We start from the raw sequence: 16321 nt of genomic DNA on the forward strand, positions 1-16321 counted from the left end.
TGAAATGGGCGTACGTGTCCGCCCGCTCAGCCGGGCCGACAACACCACTCGTGCGATGGTCGCATCGAGCATATGGCCCGGCGCGGACAAGCGGTCCGGGTTGTACCGAACCGTTGTCCGGGCACCGCGGTCAATCAGGCGCGACGGTACCGTCCGTGAGCCCGTCGTACATCCCGCGCACGAACTGGTCCCCGAGCCGGCTCGCGTGGCGCAGGGCCCGCTCGAACTCGTCGAGCGCGCGGAAGCGCGCGCCGTAGCGCCGTTGTTCGTCGAGCGGAAGCCGCGGCAGCTGGAGGCGGCGCACGTCCAGCCGCGTGGCCGTGGACGCGTAACTGCTGGCCTGCCGGTGATTGGCCGTGCCGCGCAGGAAGCCCGCGAGGAACCAGGGGTCGAGCGCCGTGGGATCAGGGCGCAGAAGCACGAGACTGCGCCCCAGGGCGGCGCCCCCCGTCGCATCGTCGATCACGCGCGCCACCGAACCACCGCCGACCACCGGTACGACGACATCACCCGGCTCGGTCAGCACGGCCTCCTCCTCGCTCTCCGGAAGCGTCCCGGAGGGTGCCGTTCCCGCAAGCACGTCGTGGTCGGTGAGAACGGGCACGCGCGCGTGGCCGCCGTTTCCACCGGTACGCAGCATCAGCGCGCCCCCGCGCGCGAGTTCCCCGACGGTGGTGAGCGGCCAGCGCACGGGCAGCACCTGGCCGGCGGGCGGCGGGGTGAGGCCGGCGGTCAGCCGCAGGGTCGCACCGAGGCGCTCGCGCACCGCCGCGAGCTGCTCCGCGCCGTCGGCCGCTGCCGCGGGCGGCAGATGGCGGGCGGGGGCCAGGTCCACGTCGTCGTCGAGCAGCTCGATGACCGGCACGGAACGCGCCAGCCCCGGCCGCTCCTCCAGCCGTCCCGCGCGGTCGAAGACACGCCAGGCGTCCAGGACGGCGTCCCGCACCGCCTGCCAGTCCGGGCCGCCACGCGCCTCGCCGGCGAACCGCCCGGTGTCGGCGAGCAGCACCTCGGGCGCCGCGGGTGTCCGCTCCGGCCTGCGCAGCACCCACAGATGGAGCGGAATGTTGTACGGCGGCGCGGCCCCGACGGGCAGCGCGACCACGGCCCGCAGCGCGCCCCGGCGCAGCAGGTCGGCGCGGATCCGGCGCCCGGAACGCCGGGAGGCGGCGGCCGGCGGCATGAGCAGGACGGCGGTGCCGCCGTCTGCGAGCCGGGCCAGCGCATGCTGCACCCAGGCCAGCTCGGACTCGGTGCGCGCGGGAAAGCCGTACTCCCACCGGGGGTCGTAGGCGAGTTCGTCGTGACCCCAGTTGCGCTCGTTGAACGGCGGGTGGCAGAGGACGGCGTCCGCGCGCAGCTCCGGGTAGGCGTCGGCGCGCAGGGTGTCGCCGACGGCGCCGCGCACGGTGGCACGGGCGCTGAGCGCGAGCCGCAGCGCCGTCAGCGCGGCGAGGTCGGGGGCGCTGTCCTGGGCGTACAGCTCCTGGTCGGGGCGGGTGTCCACGGCGCGCAGCAGGGCGCCGGTGCCGCACGCCGGGTCGAGGGCGGTGCGGGCGGGACCGGCGAGGTCGGCCATCAGGCGGGCGAGTTCGGCCGGGGTGAGCGTGTACTGGCGCGGGTTGGCGTCCAGGTGCCTGCCCAGCAGGAACTCGAACGTCTGCCGCGCCCCCAGCTCGGCGGCCAGCTCGGCGGCGCCGCGCAGGAGGGGGGCGGAGGGGAGGAGTTGGGGGCCGGTCGGGGTGCGGATCGCGGGGGCGCCGTGGGGGGTGGGGGCGCCCTGGGGGGCGGGGGTGTTGTGAGCAGCCTGCGGGCTGTTCACGGTGGGTGGGGTGTTCACGGCGGCCGGGGTGTGCACGGCACGCGGTGGTTTAGGGGAGGGCCGACTGTGAGCCGGGGTTTCGGTGTTCACGGGAAGTGGGGTGTTTACAGCCCCCCGGGCGTGGGGGCGGGTCTCGTCGTGAGCCACCGAGCGGGTGTGCACCGGATGGGAGGCGTTCACAGCTCCGGAAGCCTCGGGGCGAGCCTCACCGTGAGCCGCCGTACCGGTGTTCACAGATGGCGGGCTATTCACAGCCGGAGCAGCACCCGCCGCCCTGCCGCTGTGAACACCGCAGCCGTGCGCCGCGCCGAAGCGCGGGGTGAGCACCTGGTCCAGCACGCCGGGCAGCATCGCGGCCAGCCGCTCGTCGGAACCGGCGGCGGCATCGAGCCAGACCGTGGGGCGTTCATGGATGAGCAGCAGGACACAGCCGGCGTGCACCAGCGCGGTGACCGGTCCCTCGGGATGGCCGGCGAGCTGCTGCCAGACGCGTTCGCGCAGCGGGACCTCGGCGAGTTTGCCCTGCTTGCGCAGCCAGGTCTCCACCTCGGCCAGGGCGAAGGACGGGCTGGTCTCGGTGCCGCCTACCGGCTTGGGGAAGTCGGCATGCCGGCGGCGCCAGTTGCTCACCGCGGCACGGCCCACTCCGGCGAGCCTGGCGATACCGGCCGCGGTCACCTCTGTCGCGTTGTCCTGCACCGGCCCGCTCCCCTCGTCCCTGTGTGCATCGAGCATACCGACGTACACGAGATCCAAGCATTCACGCTCGTGTACACAACCAACCACATGAACCGTGTTGACTCGGTTCACAGGCTCTGCTCTTATTGACCCAGCGAACGGGCGACCGGCCGGAGGGGGCGGTCACCGTCAGGGAGGGGGTCCCGCCATGGGCATAACGGCCAAAGCCACGCTCGGCGCCGCCGCCGGGGTCGTCGTCACCGGCACCGCGTCCGCGAACGCCGGCTACGGCGACTACGGCCAGACGACCGGCTGCAGCGGCTGGACGAAGACGGTCTGACCGACCGGTCGCACCGCCTCGACCGCCGCCACAAGGGCGCCGCGAGCGCTGCGGCCCGTCCCCGGCGGCCGGCCTCGGCATCCACCGCGTCCAAGGCCGGGCCCGCCCGGGCCGCACCCGCACCCGCACCCGCACCCGCGGTGCATCACGGCACGTACTGCCGGCGCCGCCGCACCGCGTCACTCCGCTCACCACGCTCCTCCTTTCACCTCACTTCACTTCTCTCAACAAGGAACTGCCATGCGCCGTACCGCACTCGCCGCCCTCTGTCTCGCCGCCGCGGCCACCGCGGGACTCACCGGCTGTCTGCCGGGGCAGGACAAGGCGGACAGCAAGCCGAAGGGCCCGTTCGCGGGGCTGAGCGGCGGGCAGATCGCCGACCGGGCACTCAAGGCCACCAGGGGGGCCTCGTCGCTGCGGATGAAGGGCGACGTCGCCGACGACGAGACCCACAGCACCATCACGATCGACATGGCCCTCAACAAGAAGGGCGAGTGTGCAGGCACCATGAGCATGCACGGCCAGGGCCGGGCCGACCTGATCAGGACCGGGGACGCCGTCTACATGAAGTACGACGAGGCGTTCCTGCGTGCCCAGAGCAAGGGCGAGTCCAAGGCCGACACGGACGCGGCCGTGGCCATGCTGGCCGGAAAGTGGACCAAGATGTCCGTGAAGGGCCAGGACGCCAAGGACATCGCGAGCTTCTGCGACCTGGACTCGGTGCTCGGCGGGGTGGACGACGGCAACTCGGATGCCACCCGCGGCAAGACCAGCACCGTCGACGGCACGCCGGCGATCACCGTGCGTGAGAAGGACGGCAAGGACACCTACACGGCGTACGTGGCGACCAAGGGCAAGCCCTATCTGCTTCAGGTCGACGGCATTTCCGGCGCCAAGGAGCCGCAGCACATCACGTTCACCGACTACGAGCGGCCGGTCCCGGCGAAGAAGCCCGCCGGGAAGATCATCGACCTGGACGCGCTGGGCGGCTGAGTCCGGGCCGGGCCCGGCGCGAGGTCACAGCGGGTGCCGCATCCATACGTTGGGTTCGACGTAGACGGCGTACCCGCGCGCCGGTTCGCAGCGGACCGGGACCAGTGCGCCGGGCACCTCGATGTCCCCCGGGGTGTCGAAGGGCAGCCCGGTCCAGTGGCGCCACTCCTCCAGCGAGGCGCCCACGGTCATGGAGGCCGGGGCGATCGAGTCGATGGTGGCGCCGGCTCGGGCGTGGACGCGCAGCCACGGGTCTTCCGGCAGGCCGTCGGGGCGGACCCGATGGGCGTACTCGGTGATCGGGGTGTGCGGTTCGCGGTGCTTGGCGTTGGGCCGGACGGGGGCGACGACCTCGCCGAAGCCAAGGGACCGGGCGTTGTCCCGCATCGCCGAGAGCATGACGGCGGACAGTCCGTGGCCCTGGGCGTGCGGGGCGATGACGACGGAGATCGCGCTGACCGTGTCGGGGCGGGTGCCCCGGCGCAGGTCGGCGAACGCCCACAGCAGGATCTGGTCCCAGCCCCGCGCGGGCAGGGTGCCCCGGCCCTCGGCGGCGATGGAGAAGGGGACGCTGAAGGCGTGGGCGACGATCTCGCCCCGCTCGTCCTCGGCGAACAGCGCATACTGCGGCAGTTCGGTGGGGATGCGGCCGTAGTGGGCGTTGCCCACGGGGTCGTTGGTCACGAACTCGGGCCATGTATCGGCCATCCCGAGCACCGCCGGCAGCCGGTCGGGCCGCTCGGCGAGGCTGCTCACCTGCACATCCATGCCGATCACCGTAGACGGTACGAGTCCGGCCCGGAAGCCGGTCAGTTGGGGGCCGGCGTCGACGGAGGAGACCGCAGAGGAGACGGCTGACCGGGACCGCGGACAAGGATCACGGACCGGGACCGCAGAGGTGAGAGACCGCACCGGAGGCCCAGTCGGTCCTGGCCCCGCCGTTCCGGCCTCGGCCCGGCTCACCGCGCCCGGAACCGCTCCGGGGCCTTCGTCGGGTTGCCGCCCGTGGGGAGTTTCTGGTTCGGGCAGGTGGCGAGGACCTTCTTCATCGCGGTCTTCTCGGCGGCGGTGACCCACAGGCCGTACTTCTTCTTCACGGCGACCTGGGCGGCCACGTAGGTGCAGCGGTAGACCTTGTTGGGCGGGACCCAGGTGGCCGTGTCCCCGTCACCCTTGCCGCGGTTGGTGCTCGCGTCGACCGCGAGCAGATTGAGGGGATCGTTGGCCAGCGCTATGCGCTTGCTGGGATCCCAGTACTTCGCGCCCTTCTGCCAGGCATCCGAGAGGGCGACGACGTGGTCGATGTCGACCTGGCTGCGGCCGCGCCGGTAGGTGATGTCCTTGCCGGAGTAGGGATCCGGCTCCAGCAGACCGTAGGTGACCTTGCAGGTGCCGCCGGTGAACTTCACCGCTTTCAGGTCGCGCTTGAGCATGTCGTCACGGGTGTCGCAGGAGTTGGAGTCGGTGTCGGCCCAGGCGGAGCCGAACCTGGTGCGGGAGTAACCGGTTTTGGGGGCTCGGCCTTTGACGGCCAGCGAGTCGACGGCGGTCAGGGCCCCGCCCCCTCCCCCGCCCCCTGTTCCTTCGGGTCCCGAAGACCCCTTGGTCTGCTCGGCCGTGCAGCCGGCCGCGGCCACCGTCATGACGACGACGGCGGTGACCGCTGCGATCGTCTCGCCCCTCAGACGCGTCACGATGCGTCCCCCCTTGCTCGCCCTGGTCCGCGCCTGCGATGCGGGCGGATCGTTCTTGCCCCCACGGTAACTGGCGTACACGGCAGGCCAGATGGGGCCTAAAGGGGTGATTCAGGGCAAGTGGGGCTCGACTTGAGGCATGGGGCGCCCCGGAGGGGGAGCCCGGCGGGCCGGCCTGCGCGCCCGCTCACACCTTGCCTATACCCAGGGTGGATTCCGAGGGCAGCAGTCCGGAGGACAGGGCCGCGACCCAGTAGTCGCCGAGGAGATCGGCGAGGCGGTCGGCGGCAGCGCCACCGAGGGCCTGCCAGGGGGCCACGGCGAGGCGGTCGGTGTGTTCCTCCACGTCCCGGCGCAGGGCGCGGCCCGCCTCGGTGGCCGTACCGTCCGCCTCGAGCAGGCCCCGGGCCGCCAGGCGGGCGCGGGCGGCCGACCACTGGTCACTGCTCCAGCCACGGCTTTCGAAGCGCTCGACGGATGCCGCGCCTATCGCGGCGAAGGACACCAGGGACTCGACGGGGTCGAGGTCGGCGAGGAGCAGGGCTGCTATGTGGCCGTCGCCGCGGTGTTCGCGCAGGATGGTGGCCGCCTGCCAGAGCTGGAGGTGTAGGGCTTCGGGCCAGGGCAGTTCGGCGTTGGCCGCGGCGAGCGGGCGGCCCGCGGTGCCGGCCGCCTCGGCCGCGCGGCGGGCGAGGGCGGCGGCCTCGGCGAGTTCGAGGCTGTCGATGCGGTCGCCGAGGAGTGCGCGGTAGGTGCGGTCGATGCCGCGCAGGCGTGCTGCCAGTACCTGTTGCGGGTCGGCGGTGGTCCAGGCCGTGTCGATGTGTTCGGCGACCATGCGGGGGTTGAAGCTGTAGAAGGCGGAGGCGACGCGTTGGGTGCCGGCCGGACCCAACGGGGCGGCGCGCAGCGGGAAGTAGCTGGGCCAGCGCTCGGCCGTGCTGTATCCGAGCGCTGCCGCTTCGTCGAACACTTCCGGTGCGTAGTACAGCAGTGCGTGCAGGGGTTCGAGCAGGTGCCAGAGCCGGCGTGCACGTGCCGGTTCCATGGGCTCTTCGTGTGCGGCTTCTTCTTGGGTGGTCGTGCCGGTGTGCTCGGGCATGGCGTGTTCCTCCCCGTTGTCCGGTTCCATTCGCGACCGGGCAGAACTTGACACTGACTAGATTGCCGGAAGGGGGTGAACTTGTCAATGGCTAGATGTTGGGAACTTGTCGACGCCTAGATCCGGCGTACGCTGCTGTGCATGAGTCCCGCGAAGTCCACACCCGTACCCGAGCGGCCGTACCACCACGGCGACCTGCGGCGCGCCGTACTCACCGCAGCGCTCGACGTCATCGCCGCCGACGGCCCCTCCGCGCTGAGCCTGCGCGACCTGGCGCGCCGGGCCGGGGTCTCGCACGCGGCGCCCGCGCACCACTTCAAGGACCGCACCGGGCTGCTCACCGCGATCGCGGCCGAGGGGTACGGGCTGCTCGCGCAGGCCGTCGGGGACGCGCCCGAACTGCGCGAGGCCGGGGTGCGCTACGTCCGCTTCGCCCGCGAGCATCCCGCCCACTTCCAGGTGATGTTCACACCGGGGCTGCTGCGCGCCGACGACCTCGAACTCACCACCGCGCGCGCCCTGGCGGCGGACGCGCTGCGCTCCGCCGTCGTCTCGGTGGCGCCGGAGGACCGCGGCGCCGACTCACGCCTCGCCGGGGTCGCCGCCTGGTCCCTGGCCCACGGCTTCGCCACGCTGCTCCTCGGCCACAACCTCGACGGCCCGGTCGGCGACCGGGACCCGGAGGAGATGTTCCGCGCGATCACGGCGATGCTGTTCCACTCGGCGGACCGCTGAAGGGAACCGGTCGCGTCGAACCGCTGAAAAGAACCGGTCGCGGCGGACCGCTGAAAAGAACCGGTCGCGGCGGGACTTGACCTTGACGCCGGTGTCAGGGTCCGACGATCCCGGTATGAGCGAAACCACTCCTCCCCAGGGCCCCCGTACCGTCCTCGTCACCGGCGCCGGAACCGGTATCGGCCGTGCCACCGCGCGCGCGTTCGCCGCAGAGGGCGCGCGGGTCGTGGCGGTCGGCCGCCGGGCCGCGCCGCTTGCCGAGACGGCCGGTGGACACCCCGGGATCACGCCGCTGCCGGCCGACATCACCACCGAGGACGGGCCCGGGAGCGTCGTGCGCGCCACGCTGGAGCGGTACGGGCGGATCGATGTGCTCGTCCACAACGCGGCCGTCGTCAGCAGCGAGTCCCTGCGCACCTACACCCGCGCCTCCGTGCGGCCGCTGCTGGAGACGAACCTCGTCGCTCCCGTCCTGCTCACCCAGGCCGCGCTCGAGGCGCTGGAGGAGAGCCGGGGTGTGGTGGTGAACGTGACGACCTCCGTCGGCCAGCGCGGCTGGCCGGGCAACTCGCTGTACGCGGCGGGCAAGGCGGCCCTGGAGGTGCTGACCCGCAGCTGGGCGGTCGAACTGGCGCCGCACGGGATCCGGGTGGTGGCCGTGGCCCCGGGCGCGATCGAGACACCGATCGCCGACCACAGCGGGTACACCCCGCGGCAGCGGGCCGCGATCCGCAAGTGGCAGCTCGACCACACCCCGCTCGGCCGGGTCGGCCGGCCCGAGGAGGTCGCCTGGGCCATCACCCGTCTGGCCTCTCCGCAGGCGTCGTTCGTGACCGGTGTGGTGCTGCCGGTGGACGGTGGGGCGGTCGTCTCCTGACGGCGGGTTCGCGCGGGCGAGCCGCGGTCAGACCGTCTCGCCGGCCTCCCGCAGGGCCGCCGCCAGCCGCTCCCGGACCGCTGTCTGTGCCGCTATCCGTGCGTCCAGGACGGCCAGTCGGTCCCGGGCGATCCGCAGGCCCTTCGTGGAGGTGGGAGTGGCGGTGACGTCGCCGTCCAGGCAGGGCAGGAAGGTGCGTACGTCGTCCAGGGTCAGGCCCGCCTCCAGCAGGTGGCGGATGTTGCGGACGCGGACGGCCGTACGGGGGGCGAAGGCGCGATAGCCGTTGGCGGTGCGTTCGGAGGTGATCAGCCCCTGCTGCTCGTAGTGGCGCAGGGCGCGCGGTGTCGCCCCGGTCGCCTGCGCCAGTTCACCGATCCGCATGCCCCGCGCCCCCGTCGCCACGTACGCGCCCGTCACGACCCCTTACCACCCTCTGCTATCCCGGACGATCCGTTACGAGCCCAGGATCGAGGCGAGGAACTCGCCGACCCAGCCCAGGAGTTCGCGGCCGACGAGCGGCTTGCCGCCCACCTTCGCGGTCTTCGGGCGCGGGACCAGCACCTGGTGCACGGCGGGTTTGATGACCGTGCCCGGGTACAGCCGCTTGACCCGCAGTTCCTGCGACTCGCGCAACTCCACCGGCGCGAAGCGGATGTTGGTGCCCTGCAGGACGATCTCGCCGACGCCGCACGCGCGCGCGAGCATCCTGAGCCCGGCCACCAGCAGCAGGTTCTCCACCGGCTCGGGCAGTTTGCCGTAGCGGTCGGTGAGTTCCTCGCGGACGGCCTTGATGTCCTCCTCGGTGTTGGCGGAGGCGATGGCCCGGTAGGCCTGCAGGCGCAGTCGCTCGCCGGGCGCGTAGTCGTGCGGGACGTGGGCGTCGACGGGCAGTTCGATCTTGACCTCGAGCGGCGGCTCCTCCTCGATCCCGCCGGTCTCCAGCTGCCGCCGGTAGTCGGCGACGGCCTCGCCGACCATGCGCACGTACAGGTCGAAGCCGACGCCGGCGATGTGCCCGGACTGCTCGCCGCCGAGGAGGTTTCCGGCGCCGCGGATCTCCAGGTCCTTCATCGCCACGTACATGCCCGCGCCCATCTCGGTGTGCTGGGCGATCGTCGCGAGGCGCTCGTGCGCGGTCTCCGTCAGGGGCTTCTCCGGCGGGTACAGGAAGTAGGCGTAGCCGCGTTCCCGGCCTCGTCCCACGCGGCCGCGCAGCTGGTGCAGCTGGGACAGGCCGAAGGTGTCGCCGCGCTCCACGATCAGGGTGTTGGCGTTGGAGATGTCGATGCCGGACTCGACGATCGTGGTGGAGACGAGCACGTCGAACTTCTTCTCCCAGAAGTCCACGACGACTTGTTCCAGGGCGCCCTCGGACATCTGGCCGTGGGCGGTGGCGATGCGTGCCTCGGGGACGATCTCGCGGAGTCTGGCGGCCGCGCGGTCGATGGACTCGACCCGGTTGTGGATGTAGAAGACCTGGCCCTCGCGCAGCAGTTCGCGGCGGATGGCGGCGCCGATCTGCTTCTCCTCGTACGGCCCGACGAAGGTGAGCACCGGGTGCCGTTCCTCGGGCGGGGTGGTGATCGTGGACATCTCGCGGATGCCGGTGACCGCCATCTCCAGGGTGCGCGGGATCGGGGTGGCGGACATGGTCAGCACGTCGACGTTGGCGCGGAGCTTCTTCAGCTGCTCCTTGTGCTCGACGCCGAAGCGCTGCTCCTCGTCCACGATGACCAGACCGAGGTCCTTGAACTTCGTCTCCGAGGAGAACAGGCGGTGGGTGCCGATGACGACGTCGACCGCTCCTTCGTTGAGGCCCTCCAGGACGGCCTTGGCCTCGGTGTCGGTCTGGAAGCGGGAGAGCGCCCGCACGTTCACCGGGAACTGCGAGTACCGCTCGGAGAACGTGCCGAAGTGCTGCTGGACCAGCAGGGTCGTGGGGACGAGGACGGCGACCTGTTTGCCGTCCTGTACGGCCTTGAAGGCGGCGCGGACCGCGATCTCGGTCTTGCCGTAGCCGACGTCGCCGCAGATCAGGCGGTCCATGGGGATCGACTTCTCCATGTCCTCCTTGACTTCGGCGATGGTGGTGAGCTGGTCGGGGGTCTCGGCGTAGGGGAAGGCGTCCTCCAGCTCGCGCTGCCAGGGCGAGTCGGTGCCGAAGGCGTGGCCGGGAGCGGCCATGCGGGCGCTGTAGAGCTTGATCAGGTCGGCGGCGATCTCCTTGACCGCCTTCTTGGCGCGTGCCTTGGTCTTCGTCCAGTCCGCGCCGCCGAGGCGGTGCAGGGTGGGGGCCTCGCCGCCGACGTACTTGGTGATCTGCTCCAGCTGGTCGGTGGGGATGTAGAGGCGGTCGCCGGGCTGGCCGCGCTTGGCGGGGGCGTACTCCACGACGAGGTACTCGCGGGTGGCGCCCTGCACGGTGCGCTGGACCATCTCGATGTAGCGGCCGACGCCGTGCTGTTCGTGGACGATGTAGTCGCCCGGTTCCAGGGTGAGCGGGTCGATGGTCTTGCGGCGGCGGGCCGGCATGCGGGCGCCGTCCTTGCCTGCGGCCTTCTGGCCGGACAGGTCGGTTTCGGTGAGGACGGCGAGCCGGAGCGCCGGGTCCACGAAGCCGTAGTCGATCGAGCCGCAGGAGACGTGCACCAGGGAGGGGCTCAGCTCGCCGAGGTCGGCGTCGAGGCGGGCGGCGATGCCCTCGCCGCCGAGCACCTCGACGGTGCGGGCGGCCGGACCGTGGGCCTCGGTGACGAAGACCGTGCGCCAGCCGTCGGCGAGCCAGCCCTTGGTGTCGGCGAGGGCCCTGGCGGTGTCGCCGCGGTAGGTCTCGGGGGCGTGCATGCCGAGCTTGAGGGTGTCCGCGTCCCCCGCCGCGTCAGCGGCAGATGTGAACGTCTCGTCGGCGGCGAAGGGCGAGACGGACCACCACATCATGTCCAGCTCGCGGGCGCGGCCGCGGACGTCGGCGATGGACCGCAGCGAGGCCGCGCCGACGTCGATCGGGGCCTCGCCGCCGCCCGCGGTGGCCGCCCAGGAGGCCTGCAGGAACTCCTGGGAGGTGGCGACGAGGTCGGCGGCACGTGTGCGGACCCGCTCCGGGTCGCACACGACGGCCATGGCGCCCTTGGGCAGGACGTCGATCAGCAGCTCCATGTCGTCCACCAGGACGGGTGCCAGGGACTCCATGCCCTCGACCGCGATGCCCTCGGCGATCCTGCCGAGCAGTTCGCCGAGCTCCGGGTGCTGTTCGGCGAGGGCACGCGCGCGCGTGCGGACGTCCTCCGTCAGCAGCAGTTCGCGGCAGGGCGGGGCCCACAGGCCGTGCCCGGCGACTTCGAGAGAGCGCTGGTCGGCGACCTTGAAGTAGCGGATCTCCTCGACGTCGTCGCCCCAGAACTCCACGCGCAGGGGGTGTTCCTCGGTGGGCGGGAACACGTCCAGGATGCCGCCGCGCACGGCGAACTCGCCGCGCTTCTCGACCAGCTCCACGCGCGCGTAGGCGGCGGCCGCGAGGGCTTCCACGATCTCGTTCAGGTCGGCGGTCCGGCCCGTCCTCAGGGACACCGGTTCCAGGTCGCCGAGGCCCTTGACCTGCGGCTGGAGCACGGAGCGTACGGGCGCCACGACGACGGAGACCGGGCCGGTCTCGGGGTCGTCGGGGCGGGGGTGGGCGAGGCGGCGCAGGACGGCGAGGCGGCGGCCGACGGTGTCGCTGCGCGGGCTGAGGCGCTCGTGCGGGAGGGTCTCCCAGGAGGGGTACTCCACGACGCCCTCCGGGGGCAGCAGCGAGCGCAGGGCTGCCGCCAGGTCCTCGGCCTCGCGGCCCGTCGCCGTCACCGCGAGCACCGGGCGGGCGGACTCGCGGGCGAGGGCGGCGACCGCGAAGGGGCGGGCGGCGGCCGGGCCGACGAGGTCGACGTGCATGCGGTTGCCGTCCGCGGCCGCCGTGATCGCTTCCGCGAGGGCGGGGTCCTTGACTACGGCGTCGAGCAGACCGTGCAGGCTCATGGAGGAGGCTTTCCGTCCGGGTGTGGGCAACGCGAATAACCCGACTCGTGTGGGGGCCGGGGGATCTCCAGCCTACGACGCTGCGCCTGCCGGTGCCGGACCTGTGGACAACAGCCTGTGGACAACCCCCGGTGGCCGGAGCCGGCGCGGGTGCCCGTGGCTCGGTCGGGCGGGAAGCGGGGCTCGGCGGGGCGGCAAGAAACCCGGTGCCGGGAAGTCTTTGAAGACTTCCCGGCACCGGGTCTTCCCCCGCAACCCCCGTGTGCGGTGGTCCTGTCGGCGGCTCCTGGTCCGTCGCGGTTTCTGGTCCGTCGCGGTTCCTGGCCCGTCGCGGCGGTTCCTAGTCCGTCGCGATGGCGTTGAGCACGTTCATCCGGCCCGCCCGGAACGCCGGGATCAGGGCGGCGAACAGGCCCACGAAGGCCGAGCCGATGAAGACGGCGATGATCGTCGGCCAGGGGATCTCGAGGACCTTCAGGCCCTCCAGGGCGAGGAGCTTCTGGGCGGTCGCGCCCCAGCCCATGCCGAGGCCGAGGCCCAGCAGGGCGCCGAAGAGGGCGATGACCACGGACTCCAGACGGATCATGCGGCGCAGCTGGCGGCGGGAGAGGCCGATGGCCCGCATGAGTCCGATCTCGCGGGTCCGCTCGACCACCGACAGGGCCAGGGTGTTCACCACGCCGAGGACGGCGACGATGATCGCGAGTGCCAGCAGGCCGTAGATCATGTTCAGCAGCTGGCCGATCTGGTCCTTGAGTGCCTTCTTGTAGTCGGTCTGGTCGCGCACGGTGTACGCAGGGTACTGGTGCAGCGCCGACTTCAGGGCCTTGTAGGCGGCCGCCTGCTGTCCGTCCTTGGCGCTGGCGAAGACCAGATCGTCGAGCGGCATCCTGTCGGCGGGCATGTACTTGGCGGCGGTGGCGATGGAGGCGTACATCGCACCCTTGTCGATGACCACGTCGTCGCTGGTGATCGCGCGGACCGTCAGCTTGGCCGTCGTGCCGCCCCTGAAGTCCACCGCGACCGTGGAGCCGAGCTTGATGCCGTGCTTCTTGGCGAAGCCGTCGAAGACGGACATCGAGTCGGGCCTGTAGGCGTCGGCGAGGCTGCCGGCGACGGTCTTGGTGCGCAGGTCCTTGGCGTAGGTCGGGTCGGCCGCGTTGATCGTCTCCTTCTTGGAGACCTGTCCGTCCGGGGTGGTCAGGTCCGCGTCGAGAACCTTGTACTCGGTGACCCGCTCCAGGCCGGGTGTGTCCTTGACGGCCTTGACCGCCTGTGTGGTGATGAGGCCGTTCTGCGGGTTGTCCGGCGCGATGATGAAGTCCGTGCCGACCGTCTTGTCGAGCTGGTCGGTGGCGGAGGCGACCATGGAGGAACCGACCACCGACAGGCAGGCCACCAGGGCCAGACCGATCATCAGGGCCGCGCCGGTGGCACCGGTGCGGCGCGGGTTGCGCAGCGCGTTGCGCTCGGCCATCCGGCCGACCGGGCCGAAGATCCGCAGCATGACGGCGCCGAGGACGCGGACCACGCCGCCCGCGAGCAGCGGGCCGATGACGACGAATCCGATCAGGGTCAGCACGACGCCCAGGCCCAGCATCCCCGAGCCGCTCTTGGCCTTGTCCGCGTCGGCGGCGGCGTACAGGCTCGCGACGCCGGCACCGGTGAGGACCAGGCCGATCAGGGCCCGTACCAGCCCGGCCCTGGCATCGGCCGGGGCGCCGGCCTCGCGCAGCGCGGCCATCGGGGAGACCTTGCCGGCGCGGCGGGCAGGCAGGTAGGCGGAGAGGACGGTGACGACCACACCGAGGAGCAGGCCGAGGGCCGGGGTGGTCCAGGCGACGGTCAGGTCGTCCGTGGACAGATGCATGCCCATGGTGCCCATGAGCTTCATCAGGCCGACCGCGATGCCGACACCCGCGCCGACGCCGAGCACGGAGCCGATCACGCCGAGCAACAGCGCCTCGACGAGCACGGACCGGTTGACCTGGCCGCGGGAGGAGCCGATGGCGCGCATCAGGCCGATCTCCCGGGTGCGCTGGGCGACCAGCATGGAGAAGGTGTTGATGATCAGGAAGATGCCGACGAGGAAGGCGATCCCCGCGAAGCCGAGCATCGCGTACTTCATGACGTTCAGGAAGCTCTCGACGCTCTTCTGGTTGGCGCGGGCGACCTCCTTGGCGGTCTGCACCTTGTAGCCGTGGCCGAGTCCGGCGGTCACGTTCTTCTTCAGCTGCGCGTCGGTGACACCCTTGGCGGCGGTGACGTTGACGTTGGTGTACACGCCGGTCCGGCCGACCAGGGTCTGCTGGGCGGTCCTGGTGTCCAGGTAGAAGATCGCCGCGCCGGGGTTGGTGACGGTGAAGGTGGCGATGCCGGACACGCGCGCGTGGTGCGTGCCGACGGCGGTGATCACGCCGATCTCGTCGCCGAGCTTGAGGTGGTGTTTGTCGGCGGTGTCCTCGTCGACCATGATCTGGCCGGCGCTCTTGGGCGCCGTACCGGAGCTGATCTTCATGGTGCGGGCGTCGTTGCCGTTCCAGCTGCCGACGATGGTCGGGGCGCCGCTGCTGGGCGAGAGCTTGTCCAGGTCGTGGTCGACGACGGTGACCGAGGTGGAGAACACCGTCCCCTCGGCCTTCGCGACGCCCCCGGCCTGCCGGACCTGGCCGAGCACGGAGGCCGGCATGACCGGCGGCTTGCCGGTGCGGGAGGTGGTCTGGCCGGTGTCGGAGGAGCCCTTCGCGCTGACCGTCACGTCGGAGGCGGTCGCCTGGAAGAGCTTGTCGAAGGTGGTGTTCATCGTGTCGGTGAACACGAGGGTGCCGCAGACGAAGGCGACCGACAGCAGCACGGCGATCGCCGACAGCGCCATCCGGCCCTTGTGCGCGAAGAAGTTGCGCATCGAGGTCTTCATGACGGTCATGACGTACGCCCCCGGGCGTCGAAGTCCTTCATGCGGTCCAGGACCTGATCGGCCGTCGGCTGGTACATCTCGTCCACGATCCTGCCGTCGGCGAGGTAGAGCACGCGGTCCGCGTACGAGGCGGCGACCGGGTCGTGGGTGACCATCACGATGGTCTGGCCCAGTTCGTCCACCGAGCGGCGCAGGAAGCCCAGAACCTCCGCTCCCGCGCGCGAGTCGAGGTTTCCGGTCGGCTCGTCACCGAAGATGATCTCCGGGCGGGCGGCGAGGGCACGGGCCACGGCGACGCGCTGCTGCTGGCCGCCGGAGAGCTGGGTGGGCCGGTGCTTGAGCCGTCCGGCGAGCCCCACGGTCTCCACGACCCGGTCCAGCCACGGCTTGTCCGGCTTGCGGCCGGCGATGTCCATGGGCAGCGTGATGTTCTCGAGCGCGTTGAGCGTCGGCAGCAGGTTGAACGCCTGGAAGATGAATCCGATCCGGTCCCGGCGCAGCTGGGTGAGCTTCTTGTCCTTCAGGCCGGTGATCTCGGTCTCGTCCAGGTAGATCTGGCCGCTCGTCACCGTGTCGAGGCCGGCGAGGCAGTGCATCAGGGTGGACTTGCCGGACCCCGAGGGGCCCATGATCGCGGTGAACTGGCCGCGTGCGATGTCCACGTCGACGTGGTCCAGGGCGACGACGCGGGTCTCGCCGGACCCGTACGCCTTGACGACCTGCCGCGCCCGCGCGGCAACGGCCGTACGCCCTCCAGTGCCCCCGTGCCTGGGAATGGTCACAGCCGATGTCACGGTATGTCTCCTATGTCGGTCGACAAGTCGGTGGCAGCGCCCCGGTGTTCCGGTGCGCCGTGCTGGGTACGCGTCGAGTCTCGCGTGCGGCGGACATGCCGCGCGCTGGTGCGAAGCCCCCTCTTGTGCGGGGGTAAACCCCACCCCCGGCGGTTCGGTCGGCCGCCCCCCAGCGGCGTAAAGCCAGGTTAAGGACGGCAGGGGGCCCGTCTCCTCCTCCGGCGGTACGAACCCTCCCCGGGCCGTAGTACGGAGAGACCCCTAGGGGCAATGCCGTTGCGTTACGGGCTTGCGGGTTGGGGTCTTGTGATGAGGACGGTTTGAGGTCCAGTGCCGGTCGGCTGTGGCCAGGCGC

At 71.6% G+C, this 16321-nt stretch carries 12 protein-coding genes; 4 read left to right on the forward strand and 8 right to left on the reverse strand.

Features of this window, described 5'->3' with window-relative positions:
* Positions 1 to 130: 130 nt before the first annotated feature.
* Positions 131 to 2521 carry an N-6 DNA methylase gene (locus tag ACIRU3_RS33410; protein WP_404064374.1) on the reverse strand — a complete coding sequence of 797 codons (2391 nt, stop codon included), beginning with the start codon at positions 2519 to 2521 and terminating at the stop codon, positions 131 to 133.
* A gap of 187 nt (positions 2522 to 2708) precedes the next feature.
* Here ACIRU3_RS33410 and ACIRU3_RS33415 point away from each other — a divergent pair, with 187 nt between their 5' ends.
* Together ACIRU3_RS33415 and ACIRU3_RS33420 are read left to right on the forward strand one after the other, a co-directional pair.
* Positions 2709 to 2840 (forward strand): hypothetical protein, encoded by a 132-nt coding sequence (locus tag ACIRU3_RS33415; RefSeq protein WP_404064377.1) that lies wholly within the window; start codon positions 2709 to 2711, stop codon positions 2838 to 2840.
* Positions 2841 to 3080: 240 nt separating this feature from the next.
* The gene (locus tag ACIRU3_RS33420; RefSeq protein ID WP_404064380.1) at positions 3081 to 3833 is read left to right on the forward strand and encodes a hypothetical protein; all 753 of its coding nucleotides are present in this window, start codon (positions 3081 to 3083) and stop codon (positions 3831 to 3833) included.
* Positions 3834 to 3857: 24 nt separating this feature from the next.
* On the opposite strand, the gene ACIRU3_RS33425 is transcribed toward ACIRU3_RS33420, so the two are convergent.
* The 3 genes from ACIRU3_RS33425 to ACIRU3_RS33435 all read right to left on the reverse strand — a co-directional run bounded on the left by ACIRU3_RS33425 (position 3858) and on the right by ACIRU3_RS33435 (position 6629).
* On the reverse strand, positions 3858 to 4601 hold the full coding sequence (locus ACIRU3_RS33425) for an N-acetyltransferase (RefSeq protein ID WP_404064382.1): 744 nt from the start codon (positions 4599 to 4601) through the stop codon (positions 3858 to 3860).
* A 191-nt stretch (positions 4602 to 4792) separates the two neighbouring features.
* Positions 4793 to 5527 (reverse strand): HNH endonuclease family protein, encoded by a 735-nt coding sequence (locus ACIRU3_RS33430; protein ID WP_404064384.1) that lies wholly within the window; start codon positions 5525 to 5527, stop codon positions 4793 to 4795.
* A 187-nt stretch (positions 5528 to 5714) separates the two neighbouring features.
* Positions 5715 to 6629 (reverse strand): hypothetical protein, encoded by a 915-nt coding sequence (locus ACIRU3_RS33435; RefSeq protein ID WP_404064387.1) that lies wholly within the window; start codon positions 6627 to 6629, stop codon positions 5715 to 5717.
* Between the two features lie 141 nt (positions 6630 to 6770).
* Between ACIRU3_RS33435 and ACIRU3_RS33440 the strand changes: the two genes are divergently transcribed.
* Entirely contained in the window at positions 6771 to 7364 is a 594-nt protein-coding gene (locus tag ACIRU3_RS33440) for a TetR/AcrR family transcriptional regulator (RefSeq protein ID WP_404064390.1), read from the forward strand.
* A 115-nt stretch (positions 7365 to 7479) separates the two neighbouring features.
* Complete coding sequence (locus ACIRU3_RS33445) at positions 7480 to 8241, forward strand: SDR family NAD(P)-dependent oxidoreductase (protein ID WP_404064393.1); 762 nt, start codon at positions 7480 to 7482, stop codon at positions 8239 to 8241.
* 27 nt (positions 8242 to 8268) lie between these two features.
* Here the strand turns inward: ACIRU3_RS33445 and ACIRU3_RS33450 are convergent, their stop codons facing one another.
* The 4 genes from ACIRU3_RS33450 to ACIRU3_RS33465 form a co-directional block, all read right to left on the reverse strand.
* Positions 8269 to 8625, reverse strand: coding sequence for a MerR family transcriptional regulator (locus ACIRU3_RS33450; RefSeq protein ID WP_404064426.1), 357 nt, complete (start codon positions 8623 to 8625; stop codon positions 8269 to 8271).
* A gap of 72 nt (positions 8626 to 8697) precedes the next feature.
* Positions 8698 to 12255: a transcription-repair coupling factor gene (mfd, locus tag ACIRU3_RS33455; protein WP_404064396.1), complete on the reverse strand. Its 3558-nt coding sequence runs from the start codon at positions 12253 to 12255 to the stop codon at positions 8698 to 8700.
* Between the two features lie 340 nt (positions 12256 to 12595).
* On the reverse strand, positions 12596 to 15181 hold the full coding sequence (locus ACIRU3_RS33460) for an ABC transporter permease (RefSeq protein WP_404064399.1): 2586 nt from the start codon (positions 15179 to 15181) through the stop codon (positions 12596 to 12598).
* Complete coding sequence (locus ACIRU3_RS33465) at positions 15178 to 15966, reverse strand: ABC transporter ATP-binding protein (RefSeq protein ID WP_404064402.1); 789 nt, start codon at positions 15964 to 15966, stop codon at positions 15178 to 15180. The genes ACIRU3_RS33460 and ACIRU3_RS33465 overlap by 4 nt, the downstream gene beginning before the upstream one ends.
* Positions 15967 to 16321 lie beyond the last annotated feature (355 nt).

Origin of the sequence: Streptomyces sp. NPDC101151 (assembly GCF_044768335.1) — a bacterium.
GTDB lineage: Bacteria > Actinomycetota > Actinomycetes > Streptomycetales > Streptomycetaceae > Streptomyces.

Bases quoted from the DNA above. Each gene is read 5' to 3' on its own strand.
- ACIRU3_RS33415 (WP_404064377.1), top strand. From the start codon at position 2,709: ATGGGCATAACGGCCAAAGCCACGCTCGGCGCCGCCGCCGGGGTCGTC.
- ACIRU3_RS33420 (WP_404064380.1), top strand. From the start codon at position 3,081: ATGCGCCGTACCGCACTCGCCGCCCTCTGTCTCGCCGCCGCGGCCACC.
- ACIRU3_RS33425 (WP_404064382.1), bottom strand. From the start codon at position 4,601: ATGGATGTGCAGGTGAGCAGCCTCGCCGAGCGGCCCGACCGGCTGCCG.
- ACIRU3_RS33435 (WP_404064387.1), bottom strand. From the start codon at position 6,629: ATGCCCGAGCACACCGGCACGACCACCCAAGAAGAAGCCGCACACGAA.
- ACIRU3_RS33440 (WP_404064390.1), top strand. From the start codon at position 6,771: ATGAGTCCCGCGAAGTCCACACCCGTACCCGAGCGGCCGTACCACCAC.
- ACIRU3_RS33445 (WP_404064393.1), top strand. From the start codon at position 7,480: ATGAGCGAAACCACTCCTCCCCAGGGCCCCCGTACCGTCCTCGTCACC.
- ACIRU3_RS33450 (WP_404064426.1), bottom strand. From the start codon at position 8,625: ATGCGGATCGGTGAACTGGCGCAGGCGACCGGGGCGACACCGCGCGCC.
- mfd (WP_404064396.1), bottom strand. From the start codon at position 12,255: ATGAGCCTGCACGGTCTGCTCGACGCCGTAGTCAAGGACCCCGCCCTC.
- ACIRU3_RS33460 (WP_404064399.1), bottom strand. From the start codon at position 15,181: ATGACCGTCATGAAGACCTCGATGCGCAACTTCTTCGCGCACAAGGGC.